15 protein-coding genes are annotated in these 16,377 nt (G+C 73.1%); 6 read left to right on the top strand and 9 right to left on the bottom strand.

Annotation, left to right across the window (positions count from 1 at the left end):
- The first annotated feature begins 10 nt into the window (after positions 1-10).
- Together BLT97_RS17825 and BLT97_RS17820 are read left to right on the top strand one after the other, a co-directional pair.
- A complete protein-coding gene (locus BLT97_RS17825; RefSeq protein WP_093611302.1) occupies positions 11-784 on the top strand; it encodes a M23 family metallopeptidase in 774 nt (257 codons plus the stop codon).
- 254 nt (positions 785-1,038) lie between these two features.
- Positions 1,039-1,725, top strand: a complete 687-nt coding sequence (locus tag BLT97_RS17820; RefSeq protein WP_093611300.1) for a GntR family transcriptional regulator — start codon at positions 1,039-1,041, stop codon at positions 1,723-1,725.
- Between the two features lie 227 nt (positions 1,726-1,952).
- Here BLT97_RS17820 and BLT97_RS17815 read toward each other — a convergent pair whose 3' ends face one another.
- Positions 1,953-2,234, bottom strand: a complete 282-nt coding sequence (locus BLT97_RS17815) for an HPr family phosphocarrier protein (protein ID WP_093611298.1) — start codon at positions 2,232-2,234, stop codon at positions 1,953-1,955.
- A gap of 237 nt (positions 2,235-2,471) precedes the next feature.
- Here BLT97_RS17815 and BLT97_RS17810 point away from each other — a divergent pair, with 237 nt between their 5' ends.
- The 4 genes from BLT97_RS17810 to BLT97_RS17795 all read left to right on the top strand — a co-directional run bounded on the left by BLT97_RS17810 (position 2,472) and on the right by BLT97_RS17795 (position 8,127).
- Positions 2,472-5,504, top strand: coding sequence for a bifunctional acetate--CoA ligase family protein/GNAT family N-acetyltransferase (locus BLT97_RS17810; protein ID WP_245769396.1), 3,033 nt, complete (start codon positions 2,472-2,474; stop codon positions 5,502-5,504).
- Between the two features lie 135 nt (positions 5,505-5,639).
- On the top strand, positions 5,640-6,227 hold the full coding sequence (locus tag BLT97_RS17805) for a DUF5998 family protein (protein WP_093611294.1): 588 nt from the start codon (positions 5,640-5,642) through the stop codon (positions 6,225-6,227).
- On the top strand, positions 6,227-7,420 hold the full coding sequence (locus BLT97_RS17800) for an alkaline phosphatase family protein (RefSeq protein WP_093611292.1): 1,194 nt from the start codon (positions 6,227-6,229) through the stop codon (positions 7,418-7,420). Before BLT97_RS17805 ends, BLT97_RS17800 begins: the two co-directional genes overlap by 1 nt.
- 56 nt (positions 7,421-7,476) lie before the next feature.
- Entirely contained in the window at positions 7,477-8,127 is a 651-nt protein-coding gene (locus tag BLT97_RS17795) for a thymidine kinase (RefSeq protein WP_093611290.1), read from the top strand.
- 52 nt (positions 8,128-8,179) lie between these two features.
- On the opposite strand, the gene BLT97_RS17790 is transcribed toward BLT97_RS17795, so the two are convergent.
- From BLT97_RS17790 to BLT97_RS17760, 8 genes are all read right to left on the bottom strand, one after another.
- On the bottom strand, positions 8,180-9,793 hold the full coding sequence (locus BLT97_RS17790) for a sensor histidine kinase (protein ID WP_093611288.1): 1,614 nt from the start codon (positions 9,791-9,793) through the stop codon (positions 8,180-8,182).
- Between the two features lie 40 nt (positions 9,794-9,833).
- Complete coding sequence (locus BLT97_RS17785; RefSeq protein ID WP_093611286.1) at positions 9,834-10,517, bottom strand: response regulator transcription factor; 684 nt, start codon at positions 10,515-10,517, stop codon at positions 9,834-9,836.
- Between the two features lie 57 nt (positions 10,518-10,574).
- Complete coding sequence (locus BLT97_RS17780) at positions 10,575-11,765, bottom strand: ABC transporter permease (protein ID WP_093611284.1); 1,191 nt, start codon at positions 11,763-11,765, stop codon at positions 10,575-10,577.
- Positions 11,762-12,478 carry an ABC transporter ATP-binding protein gene (locus BLT97_RS17775; protein ID WP_093611282.1) on the bottom strand — a complete coding sequence of 239 codons (717 nt, stop codon included), beginning with the start codon at positions 12,476-12,478 and terminating at the stop codon, positions 11,762-11,764. The genes BLT97_RS17780 and BLT97_RS17775 overlap by 4 nt, the downstream gene beginning before the upstream one ends.
- 74 nt (positions 12,479-12,552) lie before the next feature.
- The gene (locus BLT97_RS17770; RefSeq protein WP_093611280.1) at positions 12,553-13,806 is read right to left on the bottom strand and encodes a peptidoglycan-binding protein; all 1,254 of its coding nucleotides are present in this window, start codon (positions 13,804-13,806) and stop codon (positions 12,553-12,555) included.
- 6 nt (positions 13,807-13,812) lie between these two features.
- Positions 13,813-14,397 (bottom strand): hypothetical protein, encoded by a 585-nt coding sequence (locus BLT97_RS17765; protein WP_093611278.1) that lies wholly within the window; start codon positions 14,395-14,397, stop codon positions 13,813-13,815.
- A gap of 168 nt (positions 14,398-14,565) precedes the next feature.
- Positions 14,566-14,739, bottom strand: a complete 174-nt coding sequence (locus tag BLT97_RS37890) for a hypothetical protein (RefSeq protein WP_176953804.1) — start codon at positions 14,737-14,739, stop codon at positions 14,566-14,568.
- Positions 14,740-14,941: 202 nt separating this feature from the next.
- Entirely contained in the window at positions 14,942-16,363 is a 1,422-nt protein-coding gene (locus BLT97_RS17760; protein ID WP_107407024.1) for a pyridoxal phosphate-dependent decarboxylase family protein, read from the bottom strand.
- Between the last annotated feature and the right edge of the window lie 14 nt (positions 16,364-16,377).

Raw genomic sequence — 16,377 nt, 5'->3', positions numbered from 1 at the left:
CCGCCGCTCCATGGCTTTCTCCCGTGCCACCGGGAAGCACCGTCGTCCCAGCGCGCTCACCCGCCGGACGGCGAGCATCGCGGGCGTCGCCGCCCTCACCACCACCGGCGTGATCGGCTCGCTCGGCTCCACCGCCTTCGCCGCCGACGCGAAGACCGCCCCCGAGGACACCGGCACCCTCACCAAGGCCGTGTCCATCGGTGACACCCTCACCGAGCGCATCGACGCCCAGGCCGCCGCCCAGGAGGAGGCCGCCGAGCGCGCCGCCGCCGAGGAGAAGGCCGAGGCCGAGGCCAAGCGCAAGGCCGAGGCGAAGGCCAAGGCGGAGCGCGAGGCCAAGGAGCGCGCCGCGCGCGAGGCCGAGCGCAAGCGCCTCAACACCTTCATCGCCCCGATCGCCGGCAGCTACGTCTCCACCGCCTACAAGGCTGGCGGCGCCGTCTGGTCCTCCGGCAGCCACACGGGCATCGACTTCCACGCCGCCTCCGGCACCTCCGTCCGCTCGGTCGGCATGGGTACCGTCGTCGAGGCCGGCTGGGGCGGTGCGTACGGCAACAACGTCGTGATCAAGATGAACGACGGCACGTACACGCAGTACGGCCACCTCTCGTCCATCACGGTGACCGTCGGCCAGCAGGTCACCCCCGGCCAGCAGATAGGCCTCTCCGGCGCGACCGGCAACGTCACCGGACCGCACCTGCACTTCGAGGCCCGCACCTCGCCCGACTACGGCTCGGACATCGACCCGGTCGCGTACCTGCGCTCGCACGGCGTCAGCATCTGACCCACCCGGGCCAGGCGTCCCGGCCCCACCGCTCACCCGAAGACCCCGGCACGCGCCGGGGTCTTCGGTGTTTTCCGCCGGACGTGACAGCCGGACATGACCGCCGGCATGACCGTCGGACATGAGCGCGGGACGCGCGTCGCGTCCGGAATGCAACCCCATGAATTCCCGCCACCCTTCGGGAAATTGAGAGATCCTGCAATAGAGTCCCTGACAGGGAAGTAACTTGCGGGCATCAGGGCGGTGGTCACAACATGCGCATTCCCGCGCAGTCGGTATGCACGGCCATTAGGGACGACATCGTCTCCGGGGTGTTCCGGCGCGGCAGCCGGCTCACCGAGGAAGTGCTCGCCCGCCGTTACGGCGTCTCGCGCGTCCCCGTCCGCGAGGCTCTGCGCACCCTGGAGGCCGAGGGCTTCGTCGTCACCCGCCGCCATGCCGGCGCCCACGTCGCCGAGCCCACCGCGCAGGAGGCAGCCGACCTCCTCGAAGTGCGGCTGCTGCTCGAACCGCTCGGCGCCGCACGCGCCGCCCAGCGCCGCACCGAGGCCCACCTCAAGGTGCTCCGCGGCCTGGTCAGGCTGGGGCAGGAGCGCGCAAGGCGCGGTCCCAGCGAGGATCTGCGCAGCCTCGGCGGCTGGTTCCACGAGACCCTCGCCCAGGCCTCCGGCAGCCCCAACCTGATCACGCTGCTCACCCAGCTCCGGCACAAGATCGCGTGGATGTACGCGGTGGAGTCACCGGAGCGGCCCTCCGAGTCCTGGGCCGAACACGGCGCGATCGTCGACGCCGTGGCCCGCGGCGACGCCGAGCGCGCCCGGCTGCTCACCGCTCAGCACGCCGAACGGGCCGCCCGCGCCCACCGGTTGAGAGGCCAGACGCCGACGGCCCGTGTGAGCGGTTCGCAACATCGCGTAAACATGGCGGGCGGGCGCGCTTAACAAGCGGGCCGTATACAAAGAGGTGAATTCGGCGGGGGTCTATTTCGTATGCCCGCACGCTATTTCGCTTCCGGGATTTACGGTACGGAGACCGTGCGGAGCGGTACGGAGCCTTACGGAGTGAAAAGCGGGCGGCGGGCAGTGGGTTCGGGAAATGGCCCCCGTAAACGACCGAGCCGCTGCCACCGGATCGGTGGCAGCGGCTCGGTGCGGGAAATCCCGACGGGTCAGACCGTCTCGGGGAGCTCCTCGAGACCCTCGGCGACCAGCTTCGCCAGGCGGTCGAGCGCGGCGTCCGCGCCCTCGGCCTCGGAAGCGAGCACGACCTCTTCGCCGCCCTGGGCGCCCAGGCCGAGCACCGCGAGCATCGAGGCCGCGTTGACGGGGTTGCCGTCCGCCTTGGCGATCGTCACGGGGACACCGGCGGCCGTGGCCGCACGGACGAAGATGGAGGCGGGACGGGCGTGGAGGCCCTCGGCCCAACCGACGTTGACGCGGCGCTCAGCCATGTGATGCTGCCCTTCAGATTTCACTCAAGCCTTGTCTAGACCAGTCTCTCATGCTGCGGTGGATGGTCCTGCAGGACATTGGTCCGCAGCCCGTCCGACCTAGGGCCTGACGCCCCAGGCCACCCGGACCGGGAGCCCGGGGACACCCGGACCCAGGCCCGAGGTCCTCCTAGACTGCAACGCTCCCGGCGGGCGCGCGACCCGTACCCTGGCCCCATGCAGCAGCCGCCGGAGCCGATGCCGCAGCCGAACGCCGCTCAGGACGCGCGGGACGCGTCCGCCGGGGACGCGCCCTACGCGTATCCCGCGCACTGGGAGGCCGACATCGTGCTGCGCGACGGCGGCACCGCCCGGATCAGGCCCATCACCACCGAGGACGCCGGGCGCCTCGTCAGCTTCTACGAGCAGGTCTCGGACGAGTCGAAGTACTACCGCTTCTTCGCGCCCTACCCGCGCCTGTCCGACAAGGACGTGCACCGCTTCACGCACCACGACTACGTGGACCGGGTGGGACTCGCGGTCACCGTGGGCGGGGAGTTCATCGCGACGGTGCGCTACGACCGGATCGACGAGCACGGGCGGCCCGCGTCCGGGGACGCCGACGAGGCCGAGGTCGCCTTCCTCGTGCAGGACGCCCACCAGGGCAGGGGCGTGGCCTCCGCGCTGCTGGAACACATCGCGGCCGTCGCCCGCGAGCGGGGCATCCGGCGCTTCGCCGCCGAGGTGCTGCCCAACAACAACAAGATGATCAAGGTGTTCACGGACGCCGGCTACACCCAGAAGCGCAGCTTCGAGGACGGCGTCGTCCGCCTGGAGTTCGACCTCGAACCCACCGAGGCCTCGCTCGCCGTGCAGCGCGCCCGCGAACAGCGCGCCGAGGCCCGCTCCGTGCAGCGCATCCTCGAACCCGCGTCCGTCGCCGTGATCGGGGTGGGCCGGCAGCCCGGCGGAGTCGGCCGGACGGTCCTCCAGGACCTGGTCCGCGGCGGGTTCACCGGGCGGGTGTACGCGGTGAACGCCTCCTTCGGCACCGGGACCGGGGAGATCGAGGGCGTGCCCGCCGTCACCTCCGTACGGGCGGTCGAGGAGCCCGTCGACCTCGCCGTGATCGCCGTACCGGCCGAGCGGGTGCCCGCCGTCGTCGCCGAGTGCGGCGAGAAGGGCGTCCGCGGACTCGTCGTCCTGTCCGCCGGGTACGCCGAGTCCGGGCCCGAAGGGCGCGAGCGGCAGCGGGAGTTGGTGCGCCTCACCCGCTCGTACGGCATGCGCCTGATCGGCCCGAACGCGTTCGGTGTCCTGAACACCGCACCCGAGCTGCGCCTCAACGCCTCCCTCGCGCCCGAACTGCCCGCCGCGGGCCGGATCGGGCTCTTCACCCAGTCGGGTGGCATCGGCATCGCGCTGCTCGCCGGACTGCACCGGCGCGGCGCCGGACTCTCCTCCTTCGTCAGCGCCGGCAACCGCTCGGACGTCTCGGGCAACGACGTCCTTCAGTACTGGTACGACGACCCGCGCACCGACGTCGTCCTCATGTACCTGGAGTCGATCGGCAACCCGCGCAAGTTCACCCGCCTCGCCCGCCGCACCGCCCTGGCCAAGCCGCTGGTCGTGGTGCAGGGCGCACGGCACGGCGGGGTCGCGCCTGCGGGCCACGCCGTGCCGGGCACCCGCCTGCCGCACGCCACCGTCTCGGCGCTGCTCCGCCAGGCCGGGGTCATCCGGGTCGACACCGTCACCGAGCTGGTCGACGTGGGCCTGCTGCTCGCCGGCCAGCCGCTGCCGGCCGGGCCGCGCGTGGGCATCCTCGGCAACTCCGAATCGCTCGGCCTGCTCACGTACGACGCCTGCCTGGCCCAGGGCCTGCGCCCGCAGCGCCCCCTGGACCTGACCACCTCCGCCACCCCCGCGGACTTCCGGGCCGCCCTGGCGCGTGCCCTCGCGGACGAGACCTGCGACGCCGTGGTGATCACGGCGATTCCGTGGGTACGGGAGGGTGGCGACGGAGCCGCCGGACGCGAGGCCCTCGCCACGGCCCTGCGCGAGGCCACGGCCGCGGGCCCGGCGAAGCCGGTGGTGGTCGTGGCGGTGGAGCTGGGCGGTCTGGCGGAGGCGCTGTCGGCGGCTACGCGGACGGCGCCCGGGCGTGCGGAGGGTGCGGGGGCGTCCGGGGAGGCGGGGGCTGCGCCGGAAGCGGCCGGTGATTCCGTGCGGGAGGCCGGTCCGTCGGCGGTGACGGGCGGGGTCGGTGCCGCGGTCGCGGCCGCCGCAGCGTGGGCGGCGTCCGCCTCGGAGGCGAGGGGCCGGGCGGCGGGGCCGTCGGCGGGCTCGGGTGCGGAGTCGGGCTCGGGTGCGGAGTCGGGCGCGGCGGAGCAGGCCGGTGAGGAACCGGGGCGCGAGACCTGGGCCATCCCCGCCTACCCCGCCGCCGAGCGGGCCGCCCGCGCCCTCGGTGAGGCCTGGGCCTACGCGCAGTGGCGGCGCGAGGCCACCGAGCCCGGCAAGGTGCCCGAGCTCGAACGGATCGACGAGCAGGCCGCGGACGAACTGATCGAGGCGGCCGGACGCGCCCACACGGAGCCCGGCGGCTTCGAGCTCGCCGCCCCGGACGCGGCCCGGCTCCTCGCGCTCTACGGCATCGAAGTGACCGGATCGCTGGCCGCGACCGACGAGTCCGCCACCGTCGAGGCCGCCGCGCGCATGGGATACCCCGTGGCCCTCAAGGCCACGGCCCCCCACCTGCGGCACCGCCCCGACCTCGGTGCCGTGCGCCTCGACCTCGCGAACGAGGAGCAACTGCGCACTGCATACGCCGAATTGACCAGCATGTACGGCAAGGGCGAGGAGTCGCGGCTGGTCGTGCAGCGCATGGTGCCCAGGGGAGTGGACACCCTCGTACGGGCCTCCGTGGACCCCGGGGTCGGCGCGGTCATGTCCTTCGGACTCGCCGGAGCGCCCTCGCAGCTGCTCGGGGACACCGCCCACCGTCTGATCCCGGTCACGGACCGTGACGCGGGCACGCTGATCCGTTCGATCAGGACCGCGCCGCTGCTCTTCGGCTGGCGCGGCTCGGACCCGGTGGACACGGCGGCCCTGGAGGAGCTGATCCAGCGGCTGTCCCGGCTGCTCGACGACCACCCCCAGGTGGTCACGGTCGACCTGGAGCCGGTGATCGTCGCGCACGAGGGGGCGTATGTGCTGAGCGCCCGGGTGCGGCTGGCTCCGCCGCCGGTCCGCGACGATCTCGGGCCGCGGACGCTGCCGGTGTACTGAGTGCGCAGGTGGGTGGGTGGGGTAGGGCGGGCTCACAGGAGGTGACGGTGCGCTCACACCGGGAGTGAACCGACCGCCCGCATTCCCTGCCCCAGCCCGGTCACCCCTGTCACCTCACCCCCGTAGGATGACCCCATGGCGAAGACCGGTACGACGACCCAGGGCCTGCGCGCGGCGATCGAGCGCAGTGGCTATTACCCGGCCCTTGTGGCCGAGGCGGTGGAGGCCGCCGTCGGCGGGGAGCCGATCGTCTCGTACCTCGTGCACCAGGAGACCACCTTCGACGCCAACGAGGTGCGCCGCCATGTCACGGTCCTCGTCCTGACCGGCACGCGCTTCATCGTCAGCCACACCGACGAGCAGGCCGCCGACAACAGCTCGCCGACGCCGTACGCGACCACGTCCACGGAGTCCGTGAAGCTCGGCCGCATCTCCTCCGTCGTGGTCAGCCGCGTCGTCGCCAACCCTGAGAAGTACCAGCCCGGCACCCTGCCCCGCGAGGTCCTGCTGACCATCGGCTGGGGCGCCGTCTCCCGCATCGACCTGGAGCCCGCCGCCTGCGGCGACCCCAACTGCGAGGCGGACCACGGCTACACGGGCAACTCGACGGCCGACGACCTGAGCCTGCGCGTCAGCGAGGCCGGCGACGGCCCGGAGACCGTGCGCCAGACGCTGGCCTTCGCGCAGGCGCTGTCCGAGGCGACCGCGGCCACGCAGCGCTGATGGCCGAGCCCGCCTGGCAGGAGCCGGAGATCCTCCCGGTCGAGAGCGCCCCCGTCCCCGCGTACGGCAGCGGCTCGCTCGCGGATCTGCTGCCGACCCTCGCGGCCGGCATGGAGGTCCCCGGTTTCGAGGCGCGGATCGCCGAGCTGGAGCCCGCCGACCGCAACTGCGTCTTCCTCATCGACGGCCTCGGCTGGCAGCAGCTGCTCGCCCACCCCGACGAGGCCCCGTATCTGACCTCCCTCATCGCGAGCTCGCGCGGCGGCACCGGCAGCCCGATCACCGTCGGCTTCCCGGCCACCACCGCGACCTCGCTCGCCTCGGTCGGCACGGGTCTGCCGCCGTGCAACCACGGCCTGCCCGGCTACACGGTGCGCAACCCCGAGACCGGCGAGCTGATGAACCAGCTGCGCTGGACCCCCTGGACCTCCCCGCGCGTCTGGCAGCCGTACCCGACGGTCTTCCAGCTCGCCGACGATGCCGGGGTGCACACCGCGCAGGTCTCCTCGCCGCACTTCCAGAACACCCCGCTGACGAAGATCGCCCTGAGCGGCGGCACCTTCCACGGGCGCCTGTCCGGCGAGGACCGCATGGACCTCGCGGCCGAACAACTGGCCGCCGGCGACCGGTCGTTGGTCTACACGTACTACGCGGAGGTCGACGGCAAGGGCCACCGCTACGGCGTGGACTCCGACGCCTGGCGCGGCCAGCTGATGTACGTGGACCGGCTCGTGCAGCGCCTGGCCGAACAGCTCCCGCCGCGCAGCGCCCTCTACGTCACCGCCGACCACGGCATGCTCGACGTCCCCTTCGACGAGGAGCACCGGATCGACTTCGACCACGACTGGGAGCTGCGCGCCGGCGTCGCCCTGCTCGGCGGCGAGGGCCGCGCCCGCCATGTGTACGCCGTGCCCGGCGCCGAGGCCGACGTCCTGGCCTGCTGGCGCGAGGTGCTCGGCGAGCAGTTCTGGGTGGCCTCGCGCGCCGAGGCCCTCGCGGCCGGCTGGTTCGGCCCGCCGGACACGTACGACCCGCGCGTCCACGACCGGCTCGGCGACGTCATCGCCGCGGCCCGCGACGACGTCCTGATCATCGCGACGGAGCGCGAGCCGAAGGAGTCCCTGATGACGGGCAACCACGGCTCGATGACCCCGGTCGAGCAACTGGTCCCGCTCCTCCAGGTCCGCTCGTAACACCCGTTCCCCTTCTTCCCCTCCCTCCCCTTTACGTGAAAGGCGCTCAACCCCCCATGCCCGAGCTGGTGTTCTTCTCCGGAACGATGGACTGCGGAAAGAGCACACTCGCTCTCCAGATCGAGCACAACCGCTCGGCCCGCGGTCTCCAGGGCATGATCTTCACGCGCGACGACCGCGCCGGCGAGGGCAAGCTGTCCTCCCGGCTCGGTCTGGTGACGGACGCGGTGGAGGCCGGGGCGGGCTTCGATCTGTACGCGCACGTGGTGGCCGAGCTGTCGCAGGGCGGCAAGGTGGACTACGTGATCGTGGACGAGGCGCAGTTCCTCGCGCCGGAGCAGATCGACCAACTGGCCCGGATCGTGGACGACTTGGAGCTTGATGTCTTCGCCTTCGGGATCACGACGGACTTCCGCACGAAGCTGTTCCCCGGCTCGCAGCGCCTGATCGAGCTGGCCGACCGCATAGAGACCCTTCAGGTCGAGGCGATGTGCTGGTGCGGGGCGCGGGCCACGCACAACGCGCGGACGGTGGGCGGCGAGATGGTCGTGGACGGCGAGCAGGTCGTGGTCGGCGATGTGAACCGCTCGCCGGAGGAGGTCGGTTACGAGGTGCTGTGCCGGCGCCACCACCGGCGCCGGATGACGGCTGCGGCGGCGCGGGCCGGGGCGTTGTCGCCGGATGTGCTGCCGGTGGCGTCCGGCTGACGGGTACGGGTCGGCCCGGGCGGACGCGTACGGCCGACCGCAACCGGTGCCCTCACACCGTCGCCAGCACGATGGTGAACGTCGTGCCCTCGCCCACCGTGCTCTGCACGTCGATCGTGGCCCGGTGGTCGGTGAGGATCTGGCGGGTGATCGACAGGCCGAGGCCGCTGCCGCCGGTGTCCCGGCCGCGGGCCGCGTCCGCGCGCCAGAAGCGGTCGAAGAGGTGCGGGAGGTGTTCGGGCGGGATGCCCGAGCCCGTGTCCTGGACCTGGAGGGTGGCCAGCTCGCCGTGCGGGACGAGGCGGAGCGTCACCGTGCCGCCGGGCGGGGTGTGGCGCAGGGCGTTGCCGACGAGGTTGCCGAGGGCCTGGCGCAGGCGGTCCGCGTCGGCGAAGACCGTTGCCCTGCCATCGATTTCGGCCCGCAGGGTGATGCCGGCGGTGGTTGCCTGGGCCGCGTGGGCCGCGCGGCAGCTTTCGAGGAGTTCGGCCAGTTCCACCCCCGAGCGGTGGTACGTGAGCGCGCCCGCCTCGGCGAGGGCCAGGTCCTGGAGGTCGTCGACGATGCGCTGCTGGAGCATCGCCTCCTCGTGCAGGGAGTCGAGGAGTTCCGGTGTGGGCTCGACCACGCCGTCCCGTAGCGCCTCCAGATAGCCCCGCAGGTTGGCCAACGGGGTACGCAGCTCGTGTGCGATGTCCCCGGTGAGACGGCGCTGGCTCTCCTCGCCGGACTGGATGGATCCTGCCATCCGGTTGAAGGCACGGCCGAGTTCGGCGATCTCGTCCCGGCCGGAGACGGGGACCCGCTGGCCGAGATCGCCCTCGCCGAGCCGGCGGGCGGCGGCCGTCATCGCCCGGATCGGGCGCAGCACGGCCCGGCTGAGCAGCAGTGCGCCTAGGATCGCGGCGAGTGCGACGCCCGCGGCGACGGCCACGGTCGGGGCGACGTTCAGCGTGGGCGGCGCCTGGTCGCGGACGCCCAGGCTGATCTGGAGCCGGGGCGGCGCGGTGTCGGCGATCCGCTCGTCGAAGACCCGCTGGAGACAGGTCTGGGGGTGCGGATCCTTCGCGCAGGGTTCGAGGGCGGCGACGTCCGCCGCGACGAGCGAGGGGTTCTCGTTCCAGACCCGCCGGCAGCCCGGCGCCTTCCCGTTCGCGGTGACCTCGGGCATCCCCAGCTTGCCGGGCACGGCCGTGACGCCGATACCGGCCGCCGTGAGACAGGCCGCGTACGGGGTGCCGGCACGGTAGTTGAGGATCGCGCTCGACGTGAGCTTGGGCCAGGACTGCGGCCGTACGTCCGCGGGCAGCTCCAGGCGGGGTCGCGCGTCCACGGACAGCGGCGCGCGGCTGCTCACCGGCCGGGGGTCGCGGCCCGCCAGCGCGTCGGAGTCCGCGAGGAGCGCGCCGTCCTCCGTGGCCACCCGGATCCGCTGTCCGGTGTCGCGGGCCAGTGCGGCGACCGTCGCGGAGACACCGTGCCAGGTGCCGTGCGTCCAGCCGTACTGCCGCAGCTCCCCGGTGATCCGGGTCTCCTCCTGCTGGCCGGCGGCCACGGAGTCGCGGACCTGGCGGTTGACCTGGCGCAGCGTGAGCCAGGCGGTCGCGGCCGTGGCCGTCAGGGCCACGAGCATGAGCAGGGCGAGGGCGCGCAGGCGGAAGCTCATCGGGAAGCCTCGCCGGCAGGGCTGTTCGGGAAGGGTGCGGTCACGAGCCTGCCGTCCCGTCCGAGATCCGGTAGCCGCGGCCGTACACCGTCTCCACGTACGCCGTGGTGCCCAGCTTCTTGCGCAGGTTCATCACGTGGGCGTCCACCGTCCGCTCCAGTACGTTCCGGTCGAAGCCGAAGACACGGTCGATGATCTGCGCCCGTGTGAACACCCGGCCGGGCTCCTGGGCCAGGGTGCCGAGGATCTCGAACTCCTTGCCCGTGAGGACCACGGGCTCCCCGGCCACCCGCACCTCGAAGCGTGCGGTGTCGATCTCCAGATCGCCCACCCGCAGCACGGCCGGCGCGGCCGAGGAGGGCTTGGTCCGGCGCAGCAGCGCCCGCACCCTGGCGGTCAGTTCGCGCGGGCTGTACGGCTTGGTGAGGTAGTCGTCCGCGCCCAGGTCCAGGCCGAGCAGCATGTCCTCCTCGGTGGCGCGGGCGGTGAGCAGCAGGATCGGCACCTCGGACTCGGTGCGCAGGATGCGGGTCACGTCCAGGCCGTCGACCTGCGGCATCATCACGTCGAGCACGATCAGGTCGGGCCGCGTGCTGCGGGCCCGCTCCAGGGCGGAGCGGCCGTCGGCGACCACCTGCACCTCGTGGCCCTCGCGCTCCAGGTAGATCCGGATCAGCCGGGCCTGCTTGATGTCGTCCTCGGCGACCAGGATGCGGGCGCTCACGGGTCTCCTCTCCCTGGGTACGTACGTCTCCTGTCTTGGTGGGCAACTTAACCTCCGCTACGGTCCCGCCAGCGCCTGCGTGGGTGCGAGGCGGCCGGCCCGTACCGCCGGATAGAGACCGGCGACCGCCCCGATCACCAGCGTCACGGCGATTCCGGCCGCCGCCGCCCACAGCGGCACGGCGGTGGGCCAGCCGCGCACGGATGCGTATCCGCCGGTGATCGCCGTGCCGAGGAACGTGCCGCCGAGGCCGCCGAGCGCCGACAGGAGCAGGGACTCGGCGACGAACTGGCCGCGGATCTGGCCGCTGGTGGCGCCGAGCGCGCGGCGCAGGCCGATCTCGGGACGGCGTTCCAGGACGGAGATGACCATGGTGTTGCCGACGCCCACGCCGCCGACCAGGAGCGCCACCCCGCCGAGGCCGAGCAGCAGCCCGGTCAGCGCCGACTCGGCGGCCTCCCGGGCGGCCAGCGCGTCGGAGGGCCGGGACACGGCGACCCCGCCGGGCCGCGCCGGGTTGGCGGTCGCCGCCAGGACGTCCCGTACCGCCTGGACCCGGTCCTCGCGGGCCCGTACGTAGACGGTGGAGGCGTGCCCGTCGAAGCGCTGGTACGTGGTGGCCGCCTGCCAGCCGATCAGCGCGGAGGTGTCGATCTCCGGTGCCAGCGGCACCGGGCGCAGCACACCGACCAGGGCGAACCACCTGCCGCCCAGCCACAGCCGCTGCCCCGGCTCGTGCACGTCGAGGCGCTGGGCGGCCTTGGCGCCGAGGACGACGGCCGGGTACTCCGTGGTGGCCGCCGGCAGCCAGCGGCCCGTGCGCACCTCGGCGCCGAGGGCCGTGAGCAGCCCGGCGTCCGCGGCCGCGACCTGGATGCTGCCGGAACGGCCCGCGGGGATGTGCTCGTTGCGGTAGACGCGGGCGTCGGGCAGGACGCCGATGGCGGCGGCCTGCTCGACCGGGCCGACGCGCTCGATCATCGGCACCGCCTCCTTCGGCAGCCGGGTCAGGTCGCCGCCCGCGGTCTCGCCCGGGGCGACCCGGAGCAGGTTGGTGCCCAACTCGTCCAGGCGCCGGTCCACTTCGGCCCGGCTGGAGCTGGAGATCCCCACGACCGCCACCATGGCGGCGACACCGATGGCGATGCCCAGGGCGGAGAGGAAGACCCGCAGCGGGCGGGTGCGCAGGCCCGTACTGCCGAGGCGGAACAGGTCCGCGGGGGTGAGGCGGGCGGGGCGGAGGGTCATCGGAGGAGCTCCTGGGTGTCGGCCGGGGGCTGGTGCGCGACGGCGGACGGCGGGCGGGTGTCCGCCACGATCCGGCCGTCGCGCAGCTCCACCCGCCGGTCGAAGGACCGGGCCATGTCGCGGTCGTGGGTGATGACGACGACCGTGGTGCCGGCCGCGTGCAGCTCGTGGAGCAACTGCACTACGGCGGCGCCGGAGGCCGAGTCGAGGTTGCCGGTCGGCTCGTCGGCGAGCAGCAGCGCCGGCTCGCCGACCACGGCGCGGGCGACGGCGGCGCGCTGGCGTTCTCCGCCGGAGAGCTGGTGCGGGAGATGGCCGAGCCGGTGCCCGAGCCCGACCCGTTCCAGCGCCGCCTCCGCCCGGCGCCGCCGCTCCTTCAACGGCACGCCCGCGTACAGCAGTCCGTCCGCCACGGTGTCGAGGACCCGGACACCGACCGCGAGGTGGAACTGCTGGAACACGAAGCCGATGTGCTGAGCCCGCAGCGCGGAGACCTCGCGGTCGGAGAGCTCGTCGACGGCGTGACCGGCGACCGTGACGCGGCCGCTGGAGGGCCGGTCGAGCGTGCCCATGAGGTGCAGCATCGTTGACTTGCCGGAGCCGGAGTGGCCGACCACGCAGGCCAGTTCACCGTGTTCGATGACCAGGTCGGTGTGGTCGAGGGCGGTGACGCGGCCCGGGTAGGTCTTGGTGACGGACTCGAAGCGGACCACGGGGCCGGTGGCGCCGCGCGGGGAACCCGGGGGCGTTTCAAGGGAGTTGCGGCGGTGGTTGCGGCGTTGCCTCCTCACTCCGGGATCCTCACCTTCATGCCTTCGCGCACGCCGGGTCCGCTCACCTCGACCTTGCCGCCGGCGAAGAGGCCGGTCTCGACCGCCACGAAGCCGCGCCCGTCGGCGCGTTCGAGTCCGTACCCGCCTTCCGCGAGTGCGACCAAGGCGGCCACGGGCACAGCGAGCACCTTCTCGCGCTCCTTCACGACGTAGCGGACGGTGACCGGGCCCGACTGGAGCCGGCCGAGTTCCTTCTGCGCGGCGAAGGTGATCGTGACGGAGACCTCGGCCGCGGACTTGCCGCCGCCCTCCTCCGCGCCGCCGCTCGCCTCGCCGCCCCCGCCGTCCGGCGCGGTCGCGTCCTTGCCCACCGCGCCCACCTCGCCGCGGACCGTGCGTCCGTCGGGCAGTTCGACGTGCACCGCGGTGCCCCGGCGCGCCCAGCCGGTCTCGGCGGCGGAGGCGGCGACGGTCACCATGCGCTTGGTGCTCGTATAGCTGACCGGTGTGCCCGCGGCCTCCGCCCCGACGCGCACCGAGCTGCCGGAGATCCGGACGGCGCCCGGTGCGTAGAGGATGTCCCCGACGCCCACCCGCCCGGTCCGCGGCAGACCGAGGTCCTCCTGCCACTCCTTCACGGCCCGTGCGGTCAGCTCGGAGTAGGTGTCGTCGACCGTGAAGCCGGTGTAACCGAGGGCGGCGAGGTTGCTCTCGAACTGCTTGACGTCCATGCCGCGCAGGGGGGTGGCAGGGGCCTGCCTGCCCGCGGGTGCACCGGTGCTGCCACCGGCTTCGGTACCGCCCTCTGCGGTACCGCTTGCTTCGGTACCGCCGGTGTCCGTATCGCCCCCGTCGCTGCGCGTATCGCCGTCCGCGCCACGGGTTTCCCGCGGAGGTACGACGCCGAGCTCCCGGTACACCGGCAAGGCCCCGTACATCAACACGACCGGCTTGTCGTCGACCCGCAGCACGGCCTGCCCGCGCTTCACCTCGGTGCCGGTCTCGGGCAGCCAGGTCACCGTGCCCGCGGCCTTCACGAGGAAGGGCACCTCAGGGCCGTGCCCCAAGTTCCCTTCCAGCTCGGCCTGGTCGGTGAGCGTGGCGCGGGTCACGGCGACCGTTCTGCCGGTGCGCTGCTGTGCCGCGGCTTCCCCCTCGCCGCCTCCGCCCCCGCCGAGGCCGAGCGCCCCGACACCGCTGGCGGTGGCGACGAGGACGACGCCGATGCCTATCCAGAGCGGGCCGCGCCTGCGCTTCGTCTTCTCCACCGCCGCTCAGCCCTTCGGAACGACGGTGGAGTTGTCGACTCCGTACACGGACTTGTCGCACGTCCGGGCAGCCCGCTTCGCGCCCGCGGAGGCCTGGTCCCAGTTCTCCTCGACGAAGTAGCCGTCATCGCCCACGTCGGGGAAATCGGGTGCGCCGTTCTCCTGCATGCAGGAGGCGTACGCGCGGCGCTTGGCCACCTCCTCCTTGGTGGGCTCGGGCTGCAACGACTTCTCGAGGGTCTCGGGCAGTGGGGGGTGCTGGTCGGAGCAGTTCTTCTGCGCGCCCGTGTACTTCGGGTCGCTCTTCCACTCCTTGGGCGGGATGTCGATCTCGACCTGGCCCTTGGCATCGGGATCGGGCAGATCGACCCCGGCCGCGCGCATGCAGGCCACCCACTCGCGCATCCCCCCGACGTACTCCTCGAGCTCCGACTCGATCTGCTGCGCCGAGGACTCGGCCGAGGGCTTGCCCTCCGACACCTGGGCGACCTCCTCGCCCGCCCCGTCCCCCGAGCCCCCGGAACACCCGGTCACGGCCGCCGCCAGGGCCACCGCCACCACCGTCGTCCGCCCCCATCGCCGTACGCGCATCAACCGGCTCCTTCACGCCACACCGCCCCGCCCGGCCCTTCACCGGGCGGCGGCAGGCTGCGAAGGTAGGCGCGGGCCGTTGAAGAACTGATGAAGAAGCCGTCAAGAACCGTCTCCCATACGGCTCCGGGCCGGCACCGCAGTGGTGCCGGCCCGGAGCCGTCGGTGTCAGCCCGCGTGGTGGGGGCTGCCGTCGGTGGGGGCGGGGTGCTGGGCCGTGGCCGGGGGGCTGTCGGAGGTTGCGGTGTGCGGCGGGGGCGGGGGCGTGTCGGCGGTCGGGGGCAGGGGGCGGGCAGGTGTGCCGGGGGACAGGATCCGGGCCACGTCGAACGGGTCGTGCATGGGACAACCTCCACGGCTGGGGAACTGCGTCGGGGTTGGTGGTGCGTCGACACCATGGCCAGGCGTGAGGGTCGTTTTGGTGATGACATGCGCTTCTACGTATGCATATTTTGATGCTTATCCGATCTGTCGGGTGGGTTCACGTTCGGGCTCAGTAGGGACGAGGGTGGGGCAACGTTTCTTCGGCGCTACTTCGATGGCGCTACTTCGATTCGGCCGCGAGCGATGCGGCGGCCCGTTCGATCTCGGACACGAGGACGTCGACGTGCTCCGTGGTGGTGCGGTAGTTGCACAGGCAGGCGCGCAGCGCCGTCAACGGGCCGTCGGGGCCGGGGATGTCCACCGTCGCGATCAGGGCGCGGCCCGCGGCGGTCACCCGCCGGGCGAGCTCCTTGCTGTCGCAGCCCTCGTACACGAAGCAGACCGTCGACAGCTTCGCGTCCGCGACCAGGCGCATCGACGGATGGGCCGTGACGCTGGCGGCGAGGTGGCGGGCGACGTCCAGGTGGTGCTCCAGGAGGCCGATGACGCCGCGGCGGCCCAGCATGCGCAGGACCGACCACAGTTTGAGGACACGGTTGCCCGAGCGGGTCAGCTCCACGCTGTACTCGTTGAGCCAGGGCCGGTCGTCGTCGTGGTGCAGATACGTCGGCAGCATCGAGAACGCCGCCCGCAGGCCCTGGCCGCGCATCAGCGCGACCCCGCAGTCGATGGGCACGTTGAGCGACTTGTGCGGGTCGACGGTGACCGAGTCCAGCGTGTCCATGCCCGCGAAGAGCGCGCGGGCCCGCGGGACGGCGGACCACAGGGCGCCGTACGAGCCGTCGCCGTGGTGCCACAGGCCGTACTCCGCGCAGATCGCGCCGATCGTGACCAGGTCGTCGACGGCGCCGGTGCCGACCGTGCCGAGCGTGGAGGCGACAACTGCGGGCCGCAGCCCGTCGGCCCGGTCCTTCTCGATCGCCGTCCTCAACTCGTCGGTGTCCAGGGCGAGATCGGGGCCGACGGGGATGGTCCGCAGGGTGCCGCCGAGCATGCGGACGGCGCGGGCGACGCAGGCGTGCGTCTCGCTGCTCTGGTAGAAGACGTACTCGCGCGCGGTCAGGGCGCCCGGCGCGTCCTCGGCCGGCAGTACGGAGCGGAGTGCGGCCGTCAGGCAGAGCAGGTTGGCCATGGAGCCGCCGCTGGTCAGCACGCCCTCGCCGGCGGGGGAGAGTCCGAGCAGGCCGCGCACCTGGCGCAGCGCGCCGCGCTCCAGGCGGCTCAGGGCGTGGTCGCCCACGCCCACATTGGCGTTGACGGCCGAGGCGATCAGGTCGGCCGCGATGCCGATCGGGGCCGGCGGGCTGATCACCCAGCCGAAGAAGGCCGGGTGGCCGTTGCCCAGCGGGTACGGCGCGATCAGATCCAGGATGTCGTCGACCACGGCCTCGGGGCTGCGCGGCGCCTCGTCGAGCGCGCCGGACTCGAGCAACCGGGCCTGCTCCTCCGGGAAATGCGGCCGTACGGGCCCTTCCGGCACGGCGGCGAGGTGGTCGGCGGCCCAGTCGGCGGACCGGCGCAACAGGGCGCGCAGTTCCTCCTGCGGGATCTCCAGGCCGCTGCCGGCGGGGGAGTGCGACATCAGGGGTCCTTCCT

It is taken from the genome of Streptomyces indicus (assembly GCF_900100315.1).
Classification (GTDB): domain Bacteria; phylum Actinomycetota; class Actinomycetes; order Streptomycetales; family Streptomycetaceae; genus Streptomyces; species Streptomyces indicus.
Note: the sequence above shows the minus strand (reverse complement) of the source record. Positions and strands in the feature narration are given on the sequence as shown.